Source organism: Pseudoalteromonas sp. RWi3, assembly GCF_054960735.1.
The window spans coordinates 760,413-776,049 of the sequence record NZ_JBHNYL010000001.1; the positions used below are offsets into that span (position 1 = coordinate 760,413).

Sequence of the window (15,637 nt, forward strand, 5' to 3'; positions counted from 1 at the left end):
TGCGCTCCTAGGGTGAACAACCAACTAAAGTACACATTAACTCAACCATTTTTAACCACTGGAATTCGTATTGAGTAATAAAGTTTCCTAATGTTGCCCATATAATCACAAGACCAGCAACAAGGGTGAATGGAAAACCGATAGAAAAAATGTTTAATTGGGGTGCAGCACGGGTCATTACGCCAAAAGACATGTTAATAACTAACATAGCGGTCAATGGTGCTAACGAAAGTACCAAAGCAGTCGTGAACATCCATCCGCCCCAAGTGACAATATCCCAATAATGGTCAACCGCCCACCAACTGCCATCAATCGGGAGGACATTAAAGCTATGAACGACCATTTGAATCATCATTAAATGACCGTTAAAGACAAAGAATAACAAAGTAGCTAGGATTAAATAGAATTGGCCGACCGCAGGTACACTCATACCATTAGAAGGGTCCACAACAGAGGCGAAGCCTAGACCAGTTTGCATTGCCAATATTTGACCTGCAAGCACAAAGGTATTTAACATCAATAATGAAGCAAAACCAATTGCGATACCGATTAACATTTGTTGAATAACGACAAGCAGCATTTGAAATGAAAACAAATCATTAAAACTAGCGGGAGGTAGAACAGGCACAACTAAAAAAGTAATAACAACAGCAAGCCCCATTTTTATACGGGTAGGTACATTTTTAGCGCCGATACCTGCCATTACCATGATCATCGAACTAATTCGCACCAATGGTAATAAGAAGTCACTTAGCCACTGAATTATTACTGAAAATGGGAAATCCATATCAGCCTGCGATTTCTGGAATAATCATTATTAAACGGGTAAAAAAGTCCATGAGCTCTTGAGTTAACCAGTGACCACCTACAATGAGGGCACTTATAGTAATTAATAAGCGCGGTAAAAAACTCAATGTTTGCTCATTAATTGATGTTGCCGCCTGAAATACCGCAACAACTAAACCCACTAACAACCCTGGTACAACGATAGCTGAAACCAGTTTAATAACTAAAAATAGTGCGTCACTGAGAATATCAACAAAAACTTCCGGTTCCATGGGTTACTCCATGCGCTGTGTTATTGCAAATGTAAAAACCATCGTTAGACCCCAAGGCCGAAACTTTTTGCTAACGTCCCCATCACAAGACTCCAGCCATCAACTAAAACAAACAGCATAATTTTAAAGGGTAATGATACGATCATGGGTGAAAGCATCATCATACCCATGGCCATCAAAACTGATGCAACCACTAAATCCACAATTAAAAAAGGAATAAAAAACATAAAACCAATAATAAAAGCAGTTTGTAACTCACTGGTCACAAAAGCTGGGATTAGCACAATCATTGGCGTAGCTTCTGGAGAGTCCAGTTTGTCATACCCCGCTATTTTAGCAAACGTTTCGATGTCCTTAATACGAACTTGCGACAGCATAAACGCCTTCATTGGCTCTTTAGCAAGCTCCAATGCTTGTATTGATGTAACTTGCTCATTCATATAAGGTTCAATGGCTTGCTCATTCACCTTTTGATATACAGGTGCCATTATGAATATACTTAAAAATAAGGACATACCAAGTAGGATTTGATTCGAAGGTGTTTGCTGTAAACCAATTGCTTGACGCAAAATTGCTAATACCACGATGATACGTGTAAATGACGTCATCATTATTACTGCTGCTGGGATAAAGCTCAGCGCAGTCATGATAGCAAGCACTTGCAGTGTCACAGAGTAGTCTTGCGAGCCATCTGGGTTTGTGGTGATATTTAGGGCTTCAATACCCTCAGCGTTAACAGTTGGTATAAATACGAGACTAATGAGTATTAGCAGCCACTTCATCATATTATGCGTTCTTTTTATTCTGATTAGAGTTTAGTAAATTACCAAATCGTTTGACCAAAGCAGGTAATTCTTTTTCTGTTAAGGGTGTTTCCAGCTTCAATAGGTAATTAATACTGTGAGGTGTGACGCCTAATAAATGCTGAGCGTTATCAATCTCAACCACCATCAAACGTTCTCGTGTACTGAGTGGCAAACTGCGAACAACTTTAAATTCATCGCTGTTGGTTAAATTAGGGTTTACCTTTTTTACCATGATTGCGAATACAATAATCAACACTAACACCGTGATCAGTGACATAGCCATTGATACAATGTCCCCCATCGGGGTTGCCGATGGAGTAACAGTACTCACTGTGGAAGAGAGTATAATCCAACCACTCATCGTAATTTTTTGATCCGTTCAACTTGACTAATAACGTCAGTAAGGCGAATACCAAACTTGTCATTAACCACAACAACTTCACCATGTGCTATTAATGTGCCATTTACCAACACATCAAGCGGTTCACCCGCAACACGATCAAGCTCGACCACTGACCCTTGATTTAATTGCAATAAGTTACGGATATTAATTTTAGAACGACCCACTTCCATAGAAATAGTCACTGGAATGTCTAAAATAGTATCAAGCTTACGTTTTTCATCCGTACTCATTTCGTGCTTAGAGTCACTAAGCTCATCAAGCTCTGCAACTTGTGCAGACGCACCGTCATCAGTACCTTCTGCTTCTGCTAGGGCTGCTGCCCATTCATCCATAGTATCTTGGTCATCACTCATACTTTTAAACCTTTTCTTTACCAGTCTAAATCCACACCCTCAGATAGGTGTAAATCGTCTTCTAGTTCTGCTAACTCTGCATCTGAATCAAGTTTTTTACCACCTTTTGTAAAGACGTGTAATTCTGATTTAACTGACTCAGGTCGTTTAATTTTTTCACTAATTTGTAGTGCCACATTGTCACGAGAGCGGCCCATTTTCGCTCTAAATGTTGGTAAATCCTCAACAAACACAGTGATATGTTCTGGCATTTCTACAGGGATAATATCACCCGCTTTAAATTCCATTATTTGCTCTAAATTCAGCTCCACTTCAAGCAGTTGTGTAGAAAGCTCAACTTCAACATCCATAATTTCATCACGTAAAGCTTTACTCCAACGAAGATCAGTATCTTCAGTGTCAGACTGTACACCAGCGTCAAGTAATTCACGAATTGGTTCAAGCATTGAATATGGCAGTGCAATATGGAAATCCCCACCGCCGCCATCGAGCTCTATATGGAAAGAACTTATTACGACAACTTCCGTTGGGCTAACAATGTTTGCCATTGCTGGGTTTACTTCAGAATCGAGGTACTCAAAGGATACATCCATAACAGGTGCCCATGCTTCTTTATAATCTTCAAAAATTATTTTTAGTAGCATTTGCACAATACGACGTTCAGTTGGAGTGAACTCACGGCCTTCAATCTTAGCGTGGTAACGGCCATCGCCACCGAAAAAGTTATCCACTAAGATGAATACTAACCGCGCTTCCATGGTTATTAAGCCTGTCCCTTTTAGAGGCCGAAAGCGAACCATATTAAGGCTGGTAGGTACAAATAAGGTATGGATATATTCACCAAACTTTATCATTTGTACGCCGTTGATCGACACTTCAGCCGTGCGGCGCATCATATTGAATAAGCTTATTCGCATATGTCGGGCAAAACGCTCGTTAACGATTTCGAGCGTTGGCATACGTCCACGAACGATACGGTCTTGGGAAGAAAAGTCGTATTGCAGTGTGTTACCACCACCCCCTTCTTCACCATCTTCTATATCTTCCTCTTCGACTTCATCAACACCGTGTAATAGCGCATCAATTTCGTCTTGGGATAATAAATCGCTCACGCAGGCCCCTTATTGCATTACAAAGCCGGTAAATAAAACCCGCTCAATTACTTTACTGCCTTCAACATCATTTAATGCAGTTTGTACTTTTTCAAGTGCTGCAACTCGCAACGTCTCTTTACCTTCACTGGTGCCTAGCTCGTCAGCTGTTGTGGTAGAAAAAACACTTAACAATGTACCTTCAATTAATGGGATATGTCTTTTTGCTACTTCTTCATTCACATCACCACGAACTAAAAGTTGGACTTTAATTTGTACAACGCGGTCTCTACTTGCACCTGGCACATTAAATACGAAAGGTCTGGGCATTGCCACATAAAGGGCGCTGCCAATTTTGGCGTTATTAGACGATTCAACTTCTTCTGTAGCAACTGTTTCATCGGCTAATGTTTCAGCAGGTTCATCTGAACCTGACATTAAGAAAAACCCAACACCACCTGCAATTAATAAAACAACGACAGCAATGATTATAATCAGCTTCTTCTTACTTTTACCGCCTTCTTCTATTTCTAAATTTGCTTCTTCAGCCATTATGATTCCTTACTGCCTTAAAAGTGGGTAATAAAACAACTGCGTTAACCCATCAAGCTATTTCATCAGAGCTTAGATTAAAGAAGATATCTCAAGCAACTCTTTTTAAACATTTTGTTATAAATAACATACATACCAAGTCTAATAAAAACCTTAATCTAAAGCGGTTTAGTCAATGAATCAGGCTTTATTTTGTTACTCATATAGTTTAGTGCTTTAGAAACATCTTAAACTAAAAACTAATTAGTTATTTTTATACCTTCATAATAGCAGGTGTTAGGCATAGTAATCTATTGAAGATGAAGATTGTTGGCCTGAACTTTGCGCACTTGGTTCAGAATCCGCAGCTCCATCATCGCTTTGACCATTCGATGCAAGCTGTCCGCGTCCCTGTTGCTGCTCTTGTTCGTCAGCATTACCTTGGCTATCACCTTGTTGGATGCTGCTCTCTCCAAGCTCAATACCTTGCTCAGCAAGCATTTCGCGTAATTTAGGCATCGACTGCTCTAGTGCTTCTTTGGCTTGTTGGTTTTGTACAACAAAGTTTATTTGTGCTTGCTCTGCATCGCTGCGAATACGAATTTGCATGCTGCCCATTTCTGGTGGATCTAAACGTATTTCAGCTTCTTTATTATTAATACTAAGTAAAGCACTTACCCGTTCTTGCAATAATTTTGCAGCATCACTTTTAACAATGTTCAGTGCTTGCAATAAAGTAGGATCTACATTTACTTGTTTTGTTTGTGACGTCGCGCTGGTTTGTTGCGCATTAAGCACCTGAATATTGCTAAGCTCTTCAGAGTAACGCTGATCAATCGCTTCATTTATAGATTGGGTCATTGAGGTGCTTGCTATATTGGTCACTTGTGTAAATAGTTGATTTACACGCACTGCATTACTCTCTTTAGATGCTATCTGCTCAATTTTTTCATCATCTGCTACCAATGCTTCTTTTGCTACATCTTGTTGAATATCAGATTTAATAGCTTGCTCTTGCGCAGTCATCTTAACAAATGTGGCTTGTCCCGATTGTGACTTCGCTGTCTCAACTTGATTAGTCGCTATAGGCTGTGCAATCTGTAATGGCTCTTTTAAGGTAGTTGTTGGCTCTTTAGTCGTGGTCATTTTATCTTCATCAAGCACAGCTAAAGCCGCTTTCACTTGATTTAAAACAGCCCCTTGAGGTTTCTCAGTCGCAATAAACTGCTGAAGCTGTTCAGATAAAGCTTGCTTCTGCCCTGTTGTTAAATTAGCAATGTCGTCACTAAACTCTACCGCATTAAAACTCGAAGCAGCATCGACATTTTGTGCTGTGTTAGCTGAATTATTATTCGCAATAAATTGTGAAACAGTGTGCTTTAGATTCGCCAAGCCTTGTTTATCAACTCCTTGACTTAGCACTGCATTTACTTGCGTTTGCAATGTGGCGCGTTGCTCTGTTGTCAAACGAGAAAGAACTGGATCGCTATCTGTTAAAACGTCTGTTTCTGCATTGAGGAGCTTGGTAACCGTTTGATTTACTTCAGGGCTGTTTGCGATTGCTGGAGTAGACTGAGCAGCTTTAACTGCAGCCGATGTTGTAGGTGATTGAGCTGCAATAAATGCGTCTTTTAATGCTTGAGCATCCTTAGACAAAACAGGTTCAGCACCTTCTGTTTTTGCTATTTTAGCTGCATCTTGCATTTGTGCTATAACGGCTTCAACACCTTTTTTAACTGCTGACTTAGCAACCTCTTGCGAGTCTGTTATTTGCTGTGCAGGTATTTCCACACTGCTTTTAGCATCACCCACCTGAGCCGAAACGCCTGACTTAAAATCGGTTTTATCATTTGCAGCTGAGTTATTTACTAACGTCTCATCTATTACAGCTGCGCTTTGTTTAACAGCAGTAATTGATGAAGATGTCAGCGCTTCGGAAGTTACTTCTCCCTTTTCACTCATTAGTTTTGTTGGATCTTTTATTGCTGCATCTGAATTCGTTAATACTGCCTTATTAGCTTCATCTATTTTATTATTATTTGTTTGTGCCTTTAATACCGCTGCTTCACCCTTTGCAGTGTTACCTACTAACTCTTGCGTCAAAAGTGAAGCAAGTGGCTGGGCATTTTTAGTGTTTTCTGTAGAGGCGTTAATACTAGACATATCCACGCTACTTGTTGATTTGTTAGCCCCATTCTGTGTTTCAGGAGCTTTTATAGTTTTAACATCATCAACAATTGGAGTAACGGCATCTTCGGGAAACCCTGTTTGTTTTAGATTTTTATCAATTGCTTCAGCAACTGCTGATTTATCGCCAGGTATACCTGACTTATTAGTTAAACCTTCACTGCTATCGTCTTCTAAGGGCTGGTTTATGATTGGAGTAACATCGTCAATGGGACGCGGAGCTTTAGGTTTAATACTTTTTGGATCAAGACTTTCCTGAGCATACTTATCAATTAAGTCACTTACTGAAGTTAAAGGCTTATCTGACTCAGATGTACTCACACGAGTGTCAAGATTGTTTGCGGCGTTAATTTGAGCGAGCATATCATCACCAGAAATAACAGCTGCCTGCCCTGTTTTCTGCTTTGGTTGCTTAGCGTCTTTAGTATCACTGTCGCTTGAAACTGATGACTCTGGGCCTTTATTTTTTTTATTAGGCTCTTCAACAGCATTATTAGCGCTTTGTAATTGAGAGAAAAAATCACTCTCTGAGCCTGGCTTTTCATCAAGAGCAGTGTGTTGCGATTGCTCCTTTTTAGCAAATTTAATATCTTGCTCTGTTGAAATGAGTGCTGATAGATCATTAATCGCCATAATTCACCTACATTAAAATGTGGCAATTTGCCGCCGCAGCTTGCCAAAATAAAGACGTCATATGTAAATAAAGCAATATATGTGCCTACTATTAATATTTAACAACTAAAGCGCATTACGCTTTTGAAAGAATTGGTTCAATGAAAATTCATCAAGCATTCGTTGTTCATTTTTTAATTCAATCGCAGTTGCTTTTTGCTGTTGTTTTTCAATTAGTTTTTCAATCGCCTTCGCTTTTACCTGTTGCTTTAACCACAAACTTTGTCGCTGGCTCACAACCTGCCTTGCTGTATTCACCGTACTAGCTTGCTGGCGAATAGCTTCTTCAATCTTCGCAATAAAGGCATGATATTGACTAAAACCGGCACTGCTTAATCCGGATTGACCTTTAATATGAAGCTGTTGTGTATACTCCATTCTAAAGTTATTGAGTCCTTGCAGCTTTTGTTGATTAGATTGAAAGTGCTGTTGCGCTTGAAGGTAATGCATGCGTAAAGATTCTTCTTTGTCTTTTTCCATCTTTAGCAGTAAATTAAGTTTATTATTTGCCATTATGATTGCCCTAGTAACTGTGCAAGCCCTTGCAATCCTTCATCATAACTGATCACGTCTTTCATTCCTTGCTGTAAGAAAGCATTGACACGTGGCATCATATTAATTGCCTGATCAAGCATTTGATCAGTGCCTTTTTGATAAGCGCCCAGAGTGATCATATCTTTGTTTTGCTGATACATGGAATAAACTTGTTTTAGCACTCTTGCTTGTTGCATATGCGGCTCTGAAACAACTTGTGGCATAACGCGAGAGATCGATTTTTCAATGTCTATTGCCGGATAATGCCCACTATCTGCTAAATCACGTGACAATACGATATGACCATCCAATATTGCACGAGCTGCATCGGCAATAGGGTCTTGCATATCATCCCCTTCACTGAGTACTGTAAAAAATGCAGTAATTGAACCTTGCCCTTCACCGCCATTACCTGCTCGTTCCACCAGCGCAGGAAGCTTGGCAAAAACGGAAGGTGGATAACCTTTTGTCGCAGGTGGCTCACCTACAGCCAAGGCTATTTCACGTTGCGCCATGGCATATCGCGTCACCGAGTCTAGGAGCAATAAAACATTGAGGCCTTGATCGCGAAAATACTCTGCTATCGTTACTGCACTTTCACAGCCTTTTAAACGCATTAAAGGTGATGCATCAGCGGGGGCTGCAACTACAACAGAGCGCTTGCGCCCTTCAACGCCGAGAATTTCTTCAATAAACTCCTTAACTTCTCGTCCACGCTCCCCTACTAAGCCGACCACGATAACATCCGCCTCAGAGCCTCGAGTCATCATACCTAATAACACTGATTTACCCACACCTGAGCCTGCAAACAGTCCCATACGTTGCCCTTGCCCAACAGTAATGACTGAATTAATAGCACGAACCCCCACATCCATTGGTTGACTAATGGGTCTTCGGGAAAGTGGATTGATGGTGTTCTGTGCGAATTTTAAATAGTGCTCGGCATTGATAGGCCCTAAACCATCAAGCGGACGGCCTAGACCATCGACAACACGGCCTAATAATGACATACCAACAGGTAAACCCGTTTCATTGATTTGGGGTATCACACGCGCACCTGGCAGCACGCCTGAAATATGATCGTTAGGCATCAGATAAAGTGTTTGGTCATTAAAGCCAACAATTTCAGCGTCTACAAAACCACGCATGGTTTCAATTTTGCATTGACTGCCAACAGGCGCTCGGAGCCCTTTTGCTTCTAATGTTAAACCGACTACTCGGGTAAGAATACCCGCAACGGCTGGCGTTGGGCTATGAATATGCTTTTGATACCCCTGTAAGCGCTCGCTCAATGGGAGAGGTTGTGTGTTCATTACAAACCAATTATTAGCTTAGATACCACTACTATGCAAAAAGCTATCCAACGTTTCTTTGACACGGGTTTTAAGCGTCATATCTACCGAGGATTGCGGTGTTTTAACTTGGCAACCTCCGCGCTCAAGCGTTGGCTCAGGGATAAGCTGCCACTGACTCTCAGCAATAGCCTGCTCACCATAACTATTTTTAACTAATTCAATATCATCTGGATTGAGGTGTATACGCACAGCTTGTTGCTGTTCACCAAGTGCATCAATGCAATGCTTTAAGCTATGTAATAACACTTCAGGTGACGATTTTACTTCTTGATATATCAATGCTTCGGCTAGCATAACAGCAAGTTGTATTAATTGCTTTTCAGCCTCTTCGTCTACCTTGTTTAGCGGTGCGGTTAAGCTATCAATAAGTGATTTTAAAGCTGTTAATTGCTCTTCTATAAGCGGTTTTACTTCCTCTTGACCTTGTGTTTTACCAAGCTCAACGCCTTCTTTGTAACCTGCTTCTTTGCCTTCAGAAACCCCTTTTTCAAAACCATCAATATAACCTTGTTCATGACCTTGCTTTAAGCCTTCTTCATAAGCATCTTGGCGAATACGTTCAAGCTCAGCCATTGTCAGGTTCGGCAGAGCTTCTTCAGGTTCTGGCTCTTCAATTGGTTCTTTAACTTCTTTTTTGTACAACTCAGCCAATGGTGTACCAAACGCTGTAGAGCGACCGTCGAATTTACGAGTGTCTTGCGTTACATCGGGGATAGGCCAGTTTTGTAATAACTCATCAGCTTCATTCTCAGTTAATGGCTGACCTTGAGTAGAGCGAGGCTTATTCATGGTTTACAAGAACTCCTCACCACCACCACCACCGAGCATGATCTCGCCAGAATCAGCTAAGCGACGTGCCGTAGATAAAATTTCTTTTTGCGCAGCTTCAACTTCACTAATACGTACCGGTGCCATTGCTTCTAAATCATCTGCTAGCATGTCGGCTGCACGTTTAGACATATTACCAAGAATTTTATCCTTAAGGCCTTCATCAGTCCCTTTAATAGCTTTCATTAATACATCTTGTTGCACTTCGCGTAAAATAGCTTGGATGCCTCTGTCTTCTACATCCATTAAGTTTTCAAATACAAACATTAAATCTTGAATCTGTTGTGACATCTCTTCATCATGCTCACGAATTGAGTCCATAAGTTGGCCTTCAACATTCGTATCTAAGTAGTTCAATATGTCTGCAGCCGCTTTTAAGCCACCCATTTTGGCTGCTTGTGCTCCGGCTTGACCAGCAAACTGCTTCTCCATGATTTCATTCAACTCTTGTAATGCAGCAGGTTGAACTTCCTCAAGGTTGGCTATACGCATGGTCAAGTCTAGCCTAACTTTCTCAGGGAACTGGGCAAGTATTTCCGCTGATTGCTCTGGCTCTAAATAAGACAAAACAATCGTTTGTATCTGAGGGTGCTCATTTCGAATAATGTTAGCAACCTGTTTAGAGTCCATCCATTTCAATGAGTCTAGGCCTTTTGCACCTGACCCCATAACAATTTGGTCTATCAAACTAGCCGCTTTGTCTTCACCTAGCGCAGCTGTTAGCGCTTTTTTGATAAAGTCTTCAGACTGGAAGCCTATCGTACTGAAGCTTTGAATTTGTTCAATAAATAGATTATGAACTGCACTTATCTTTGCTTGTGATAAATCATCAATTGCAGCCATGGCCATACCCACTTTTTGCACTTGCTTTGGCTCTAAGTGCTTAAGTATTTGGGCTGCATCTTCCTCTGATAAGCTAAGTAGCAAGATGGCGGCTTTATCAACGCCATCTAGTTTATCAACGTCAAAGGCTGCTGGTAATTGTTTTTGTTCCGGCTCTTGATCAGTCATCTTCTGTTAACCACGCTTTCACTACTTGTGATGATAATTCTGGTTCATTGGCAACTAAAGCTCGTACTGCTTTGAGTAAATCTTCATCGCCATGAAGGTCTGGTAACTGTAGTGTACCATCACTTGCAAAGCCAACCGAAGCAGAATCAAAGTCTTTATTTAGCATATCGAGTGTATTGTCGCCAATGTCTACACCTGAACTTAACGCGTCATCATCATACTCTTCTAGCGTATCATCAGGGTAAATAAGGCGTTTAAGCATAGGTTTAACAACCGCCATTATCAGTACAATAATAACCAGTGCACCTAAAGCTAAACGTACCACTTTCATAAACCAGCTTTGCTCCCAAAGCGGTATTTCTTCTGCAACAGCTAACTCTTCGCGAACAAATGGTACGGTAACAACTTCGAGAGCATCACCACGTTGCAAATCAAAACCCACACCGCCTTGCAATAGACGACGAATATTTGACAATGCTTCAACAGAGCGCGGCACCATCGTTGTTTCGCCGTTCTCACCTACTGTGGGTAAGTAATCGACAGCAACTGATACACTAATTCTACGAATAACCCCTGTTTGCTGACGTTTATGTGAAATAGTGGTGTCTAGCTCATAGTTACGTGTTGCTTCTTTATGGCTACTGCTTGGTGTAGTACCAGAGCCTGCACCACCCTGACCTGCAACTTCTGGGATGTTTGAATTGGTTGGCGGTTGATTTGTTAAAGCCCCTGGTATGCCAACAGCTAAACCCCCAATGTTGTTCTCTTCAAATGTGGTTTCACTTCTTACAGCTGGTAAATCTGGATTGAAACGTTTTTGCGTTTCCTCAACGGCGCTAAAGTCCATGCTTAAATCGACTTGCGCGGTGTAATTACCCATACCGATAACAGGCATTAAAATACTGTCAATTTTTTGTAGGTATTCTTGTTCACGCTTGCGTTCAATATCGTACTCTTTTCTTGAACGAGCAGCTAAAGAGCTTTGAGAACCAGAATTCAACAAACGACCATTTTGGTCTGTAACCGTAACACGAGATGGTGATAGCCCTTGAACAGCTGAAGCAATAATATCAACAATTGAGTCAACTTCTTCACTATCAAGCATACGCCCACGCTTTAGGGTTAACACAACCGTTGCCGAGGGCTCTTTTTCACGACGAGCAAATACATTTTCTTTTGGAATGGCTAATAACACTTTAGCCCGAGTGACATTCTTTAACTCTTCAATGGTACGCGCTAACTGCTGCTCACGGCCATGCTTTAAACGCTCACGCTCTAGACGTTGGCTTACGCCAAAACCCATATCTTGCATGATGATATCAGTACCTGATGTGGGCGCTTGATCTAATCCTTCACGTGTCATGAGTAATTTTATATTTTGATACTCATCCTCTGCGACTGAAACTAGGTTGCCATCAAGCTCATATTCAATTTTTTGCGCGTCTAAAAAGTCCAGTGTTTGAATAAGCTCTTCAGTCGGCATCTTACCCAGCGGACGCATATCTGGCTGACGTGCCCAGATAATGACAAAAATGGCAATGGCTAAGCAAATAGCTAATGCGATAATTAATGTAACCTGGCGCAATACGTCAACACCATTTAATGCACTCAAATAGCCAGACTTTTGCTCTTGCTGATCGTCGTTATCAGTTTGGTTGATAGCACCACCGCCTGCTAATGCAAGGTCGGTTGATTGATTAGATTGCGCCACAATAATTCTCCACTACCCAATTTAAACAGGCATGTTCATGATTTCTTTATAAGACTCAACAAGTTTATTACGAACTTGAACAGTAGCCTCAAACGCGACGGATGATTTTTGAGAAGCAATCATCACCTCAGCAAGCGAGACACTTCGGTCGCCCATCTCTAAGGCTGTAACTTTTTCTTTCGCTTCTCGTTGATGATTGCTAACTGTGTCTAATGCATTTGTTAACAAATCACCAAATTGTGCAGACGAAGTAGGTTGTGTTTGCGTTGGAATAGCATTACTTGAATTACTACGGCCAGCTTCAAGAGCCATAGACTGCATTTCTTGGAATAACGCACTATTTTGAATTTTCATAATTATCTCTGACGATGCACTTTACTAATAACTAGATAAAGCACAAACTATGCCAATAAAATAACACTTGTAATTCAATGGCTTAAGAGGTTTTTTTGAATGTCAGAGTTTTGACATGAAGACACTCAGCATGGCTGAGTGTCTTTTGAAATTGGTCAGAATAGACTTTTAAGCTGGTAGAGCAATACCTAAATCTCGCATTTGCGCCAACTTATAACGCAATGTTCTTGGGCTGATACCTAACGTTTCAGCCACATCTTTTCGTTTTCCTCGACACCGCGTTAACGTTTCTAGAATAATGCGATGCTCTTTATCCTTTAGTTCATCTTTGTAAGTACCTGAATCTAAACTAGGAAGCTCATCCATCATCTCATTATGCTGTACCTTAGCTGCAATTGTTGGATTCGCTATATCATTAGGTGCTTGCGGGGCAACCGAGCTCGCACTTACACACGCACTAGGCGCTAAATTCTCGATGAATATAGCACTCTCATCAATAATGTCACCGTTTCTCAAGATTAATGCGCGTTGAATAACATTATCAAGCTCACGAACATTCCCTGGCCATTGATGCGACAGCAGCTTTTGCTGTGCGCTATCGCTAAGCTGAGCAATGGATTCTTTACTTTTCGCCAAGTGGCGCTCAATTAAGTGCTTAGCTAATACCACTATATCACCCGGGCGTTCACACAACGGGCGCCACATCAGTGGAAACACATTGAGCCTGTAATATAAATCTTCTCTAAACTTATGCTCACTAACGGCATCTTTTAAGTCTCGGTTGCTGGTTGCAAGCACGCGAACGTTAAGCTTAATTGTTTTACGGCCACCTAATCGCTCTACTTCACGTTCTTGCAATACACGTAGTAATTTGGCTTGTAAACTTAAATCCATCTCGGTGATTTCATCAAGCAAGATGGTACCACCCTGTGCTTGCTCGAACTTACCTGGGCAGGCTTGAATCGCTCCCGTAAAGGCACCCTTTTCATAGCCAAAGAGAGTGGCTTCGAGCATGTTTTCAGGTATAGCAGCACAATTAATTGCAACAAATGGCTGGTTTGAACGCTCTGATTTATCATGAATATAACGAGCCAATACCTCTTTACCTGAACCACTTGGGCCCAGTACCATCACGCTAGCATCAGATTTCGCGACTTTTGCTGCAAGTTCAAGTAATTGAATACTAGATGGATCAGCGACAATAGGGCCATCTGTTTCTTTTTCTGGCTCTGGTAAGTAACGACTCACCATATTTAATAAGACTTCTGGTGCAAATGGTTTTGCCATATAATCGATTGCCCCTAGGCGCATTGCCTCAACGGCATCATCAATAGTGGCGTATGCTGTCATCATAAGCACTGGTAAATCTGGGTGATTTAAATTAATGCTACGTAATAAATCAAGCCCACTCATCGCCCCCATTTGTACATCACTCACCACCAAAGAAAAACTATCTTTCTTTAACAGCAGCATGGCCTGCTCTGCACTATTGGCCGCAACACAGGCAATACCTGACATTTCTAAAGTATCGATTAATGCTTCACGAAGACCTGCGTCATCTTCAACAACTAAAATAGTGTTATTACTCATAATGCCTCCACCGCTTTAGATTCAGTACAAATAGGCAGTAATATGCTAAAACATGCCCCGCCCTGTGTATTATTGGTAACCTCAACCCTGCCCTGATGAGCGCTAGCAACAGAGCTAACCACTGCTAAACCAAGGCCTGTGCCTTGGCTTTTCGTGGTAAAAAATGGTTCAAACAGTTTCTCAGCCTGCGCCATATCTATTCCAGGGCCGTTATCGCACACGCTAATACGCACAAGATCATCTGAATGAGTATCTCTTATCGCATTTACACGAACTAAAGCGCCAGAGCCAATAACTTGAATACTATTATGAATTAAGTTTTGTATCGCACTGGCTAACGCTGTTTTATTGCCCGTAATAGTAATATCGGGTTCTGGTAAATTTACATCAAGTTCACTGCTATTAAGAGCAACCATTGCATCTGAGCCAGCTTTAACTTCGGTAAGTAATTGCTGCATAGAAACCTGCTCTACAACTTGTTGATCGCCACTTTTTGCAAACAACAGCATGTCGTTCACTTGCGTTTCAAGATCTTTCAGACGCGACATTAATTTTGTATGAAAATTACCACGGGAAGCCTCTGGTAAACGTTTAGAGCCTAAGTTAGCTGCATATAACATAGCTGCCGATAAAGGAGTACGAACTTGATGAGCTAATGATGCCACCATTTTACCCAGCGCACTTAAGCGCTGCATGTGTGCCACACGCGTTTGTAAGCGTCGCGTTTCGGTTAAATCAGTCATGAGTATTAACTGGCCAGGCTCCGGTGCCAATGCCGTAATATCTAACTTTATTAGTCGGCCATCTTTTAATGAAACTTCATGACCATCGTCTTGTTGAGGACGAAAAGAACGTTGGATAATACTAAACCATTTCTCACCTTCAAGTGGTTCACCTAGCATATCAATTGCAATTTGATTAGCCTTAGCAATCATGCCACGACCGTCAAGCACAATAACGCCTGCCGGCATGGTATCAACCAAATGGCTCAACCAACTCGCTTGTTGACGAAGCTCACTAAGCTCCCCCACGTACTCTTCTTGTTGAAGGCATGGGTTATATTGATTAGCTGTGATAAATTGTGGTTTTAACACGTTTGCAAGTGCCATAGTAAACTCTCATAAAGGTTCTCTACGGTGATAAATGCACAATT

The 15,637-nt window shown here is 41.3% G+C and carries 16 protein-coding genes; all 16 read right to left on the reverse strand.

Annotation, left to right across the window (positions count from 1 at the left end):
• Window positions 1-7: 7 nt before the first annotated feature.
• The 16 genes from fliR to ACFI4Z_RS03345 all read right to left on the reverse strand — a co-directional run bounded on the left by fliR (window position 8) and on the right by ACFI4Z_RS03345 (window position 15,593).
• Window positions 8-787, reverse strand: a complete 780-nt coding sequence (fliR, locus tag ACFI4Z_RS03270) for a flagellar biosynthetic protein FliR (RefSeq protein WP_135474879.1) — start codon at window positions 785-787, stop codon at window positions 8-10.
• Window position 788: 1 nt separating this feature from the next.
• Window positions 789-1,058, reverse strand: a complete 270-nt coding sequence (gene fliQ, locus ACFI4Z_RS03275) for a flagellar biosynthesis protein FliQ (protein ID WP_135474877.1) — start codon at window positions 1,056-1,058, stop codon at window positions 789-791.
• A gap of 44 nt (window positions 1,059-1,102) precedes the next feature.
• Window positions 1,103-1,843 carry a flagellar type III secretion system pore protein FliP gene (gene fliP, locus ACFI4Z_RS03280; protein ID WP_099296723.1) on the reverse strand — a complete coding sequence of 247 codons (741 nt, stop codon included), beginning with the start codon at window positions 1,841-1,843 and terminating at the stop codon, window positions 1,103-1,105.
• Window position 1,844: 1 nt separating this feature from the next.
• The gene (gene fliO / locus ACFI4Z_RS03285; protein ID WP_462669294.1) at window positions 1,845-2,225 is read right to left on the reverse strand and encodes a flagellar biosynthetic protein FliO; all 381 of its coding nucleotides are present in this window, start codon (window positions 2,223-2,225) and stop codon (window positions 1,845-1,847) included.
• Window positions 2,222-2,620: a flagellar motor switch protein FliN gene (fliN, locus tag ACFI4Z_RS03290; RefSeq protein ID WP_462669295.1), complete on the reverse strand. Its 399-nt coding sequence runs from the start codon at window positions 2,618-2,620 to the stop codon at window positions 2,222-2,224. The genes fliO and fliN overlap by 4 nt, the downstream gene beginning before the upstream one ends.
• Window positions 2,621-2,637: 17 nt before the next feature.
• Window positions 2,638-3,732, reverse strand: a complete 1,095-nt coding sequence (gene fliM / locus ACFI4Z_RS03295; protein ID WP_462669296.1) for a flagellar motor switch protein FliM — start codon at window positions 3,730-3,732, stop codon at window positions 2,638-2,640.
• A 9-nt stretch (window positions 3,733-3,741) separates the two neighbouring features.
• Window positions 3,742-4,263 (reverse strand): flagellar basal body-associated protein FliL, encoded by a 522-nt coding sequence (fliL, locus tag ACFI4Z_RS03300; protein WP_099296727.1) that lies wholly within the window; start codon window positions 4,261-4,263, stop codon window positions 3,742-3,744.
• Window positions 4,264-4,539: 276 nt separating this feature from the next.
• On the reverse strand, window positions 4,540-7,062 hold the full coding sequence (locus tag ACFI4Z_RS03305; protein WP_462669297.1) for a flagellar hook-length control protein FliK: 2,523 nt from the start codon (window positions 7,060-7,062) through the stop codon (window positions 4,540-4,542).
• 105 nt (window positions 7,063-7,167) lie between these two features.
• Window positions 7,168-7,614 (reverse strand): flagellar export protein FliJ, encoded by a 447-nt coding sequence (fliJ, locus tag ACFI4Z_RS03310; protein WP_462669298.1) that lies wholly within the window; start codon window positions 7,612-7,614, stop codon window positions 7,168-7,170.
• Window positions 7,614-8,948 carry a flagellar protein export ATPase FliI gene (fliI, locus tag ACFI4Z_RS03315; protein ID WP_099296730.1) on the reverse strand — a complete coding sequence of 445 codons (1,335 nt, stop codon included), beginning with the start codon at window positions 8,946-8,948 and terminating at the stop codon, window positions 7,614-7,616. The genes fliJ and fliI overlap by 1 nt, the downstream gene beginning before the upstream one ends.
• 18 nt (window positions 8,949-8,966) lie before the next feature.
• Complete coding sequence (fliH, locus tag ACFI4Z_RS03320) at window positions 8,967-9,779, reverse strand: flagellar assembly protein FliH (protein ID WP_462669299.1); 813 nt, start codon at window positions 9,777-9,779, stop codon at window positions 8,967-8,969.
• A 3-nt stretch (window positions 9,780-9,782) separates the two neighbouring features.
• Window positions 9,783-10,829: a flagellar motor switch protein FliG gene (gene fliG, locus ACFI4Z_RS03325; RefSeq protein WP_099296732.1), complete on the reverse strand. Its 1,047-nt coding sequence runs from the start codon at window positions 10,827-10,829 to the stop codon at window positions 9,783-9,785.
• On the reverse strand, window positions 10,822-12,540 hold the full coding sequence (gene fliF / locus ACFI4Z_RS03330; protein WP_462669300.1) for a flagellar basal-body MS-ring/collar protein FliF: 1,719 nt from the start codon (window positions 12,538-12,540) through the stop codon (window positions 10,822-10,824). Before fliF ends, fliG begins: the two co-directional genes overlap by 8 nt.
• Window positions 12,541-12,561: 21 nt before the next feature.
• Window positions 12,562-12,894 carry a flagellar hook-basal body complex protein FliE gene (gene fliE / locus ACFI4Z_RS03335; RefSeq protein WP_462669301.1) on the reverse strand — a complete coding sequence of 111 codons (333 nt, stop codon included), beginning with the start codon at window positions 12,892-12,894 and terminating at the stop codon, window positions 12,562-12,564.
• A 168-nt stretch (window positions 12,895-13,062) separates the two neighbouring features.
• Window positions 13,063-14,484 carry a sigma-54-dependent transcriptional regulator gene (locus ACFI4Z_RS03340; protein WP_462669302.1) on the reverse strand — a complete coding sequence of 474 codons (1,422 nt, stop codon included), beginning with the start codon at window positions 14,482-14,484 and terminating at the stop codon, window positions 13,063-13,065.
• Window positions 14,481-15,593, reverse strand: a complete 1,113-nt coding sequence (locus ACFI4Z_RS03345; RefSeq protein WP_462669303.1) for a sensor histidine kinase — start codon at window positions 15,591-15,593, stop codon at window positions 14,481-14,483. Before ACFI4Z_RS03345 ends, ACFI4Z_RS03340 begins: the two co-directional genes overlap by 4 nt.
• Window positions 15,594-15,637 lie beyond the last annotated feature (44 nt).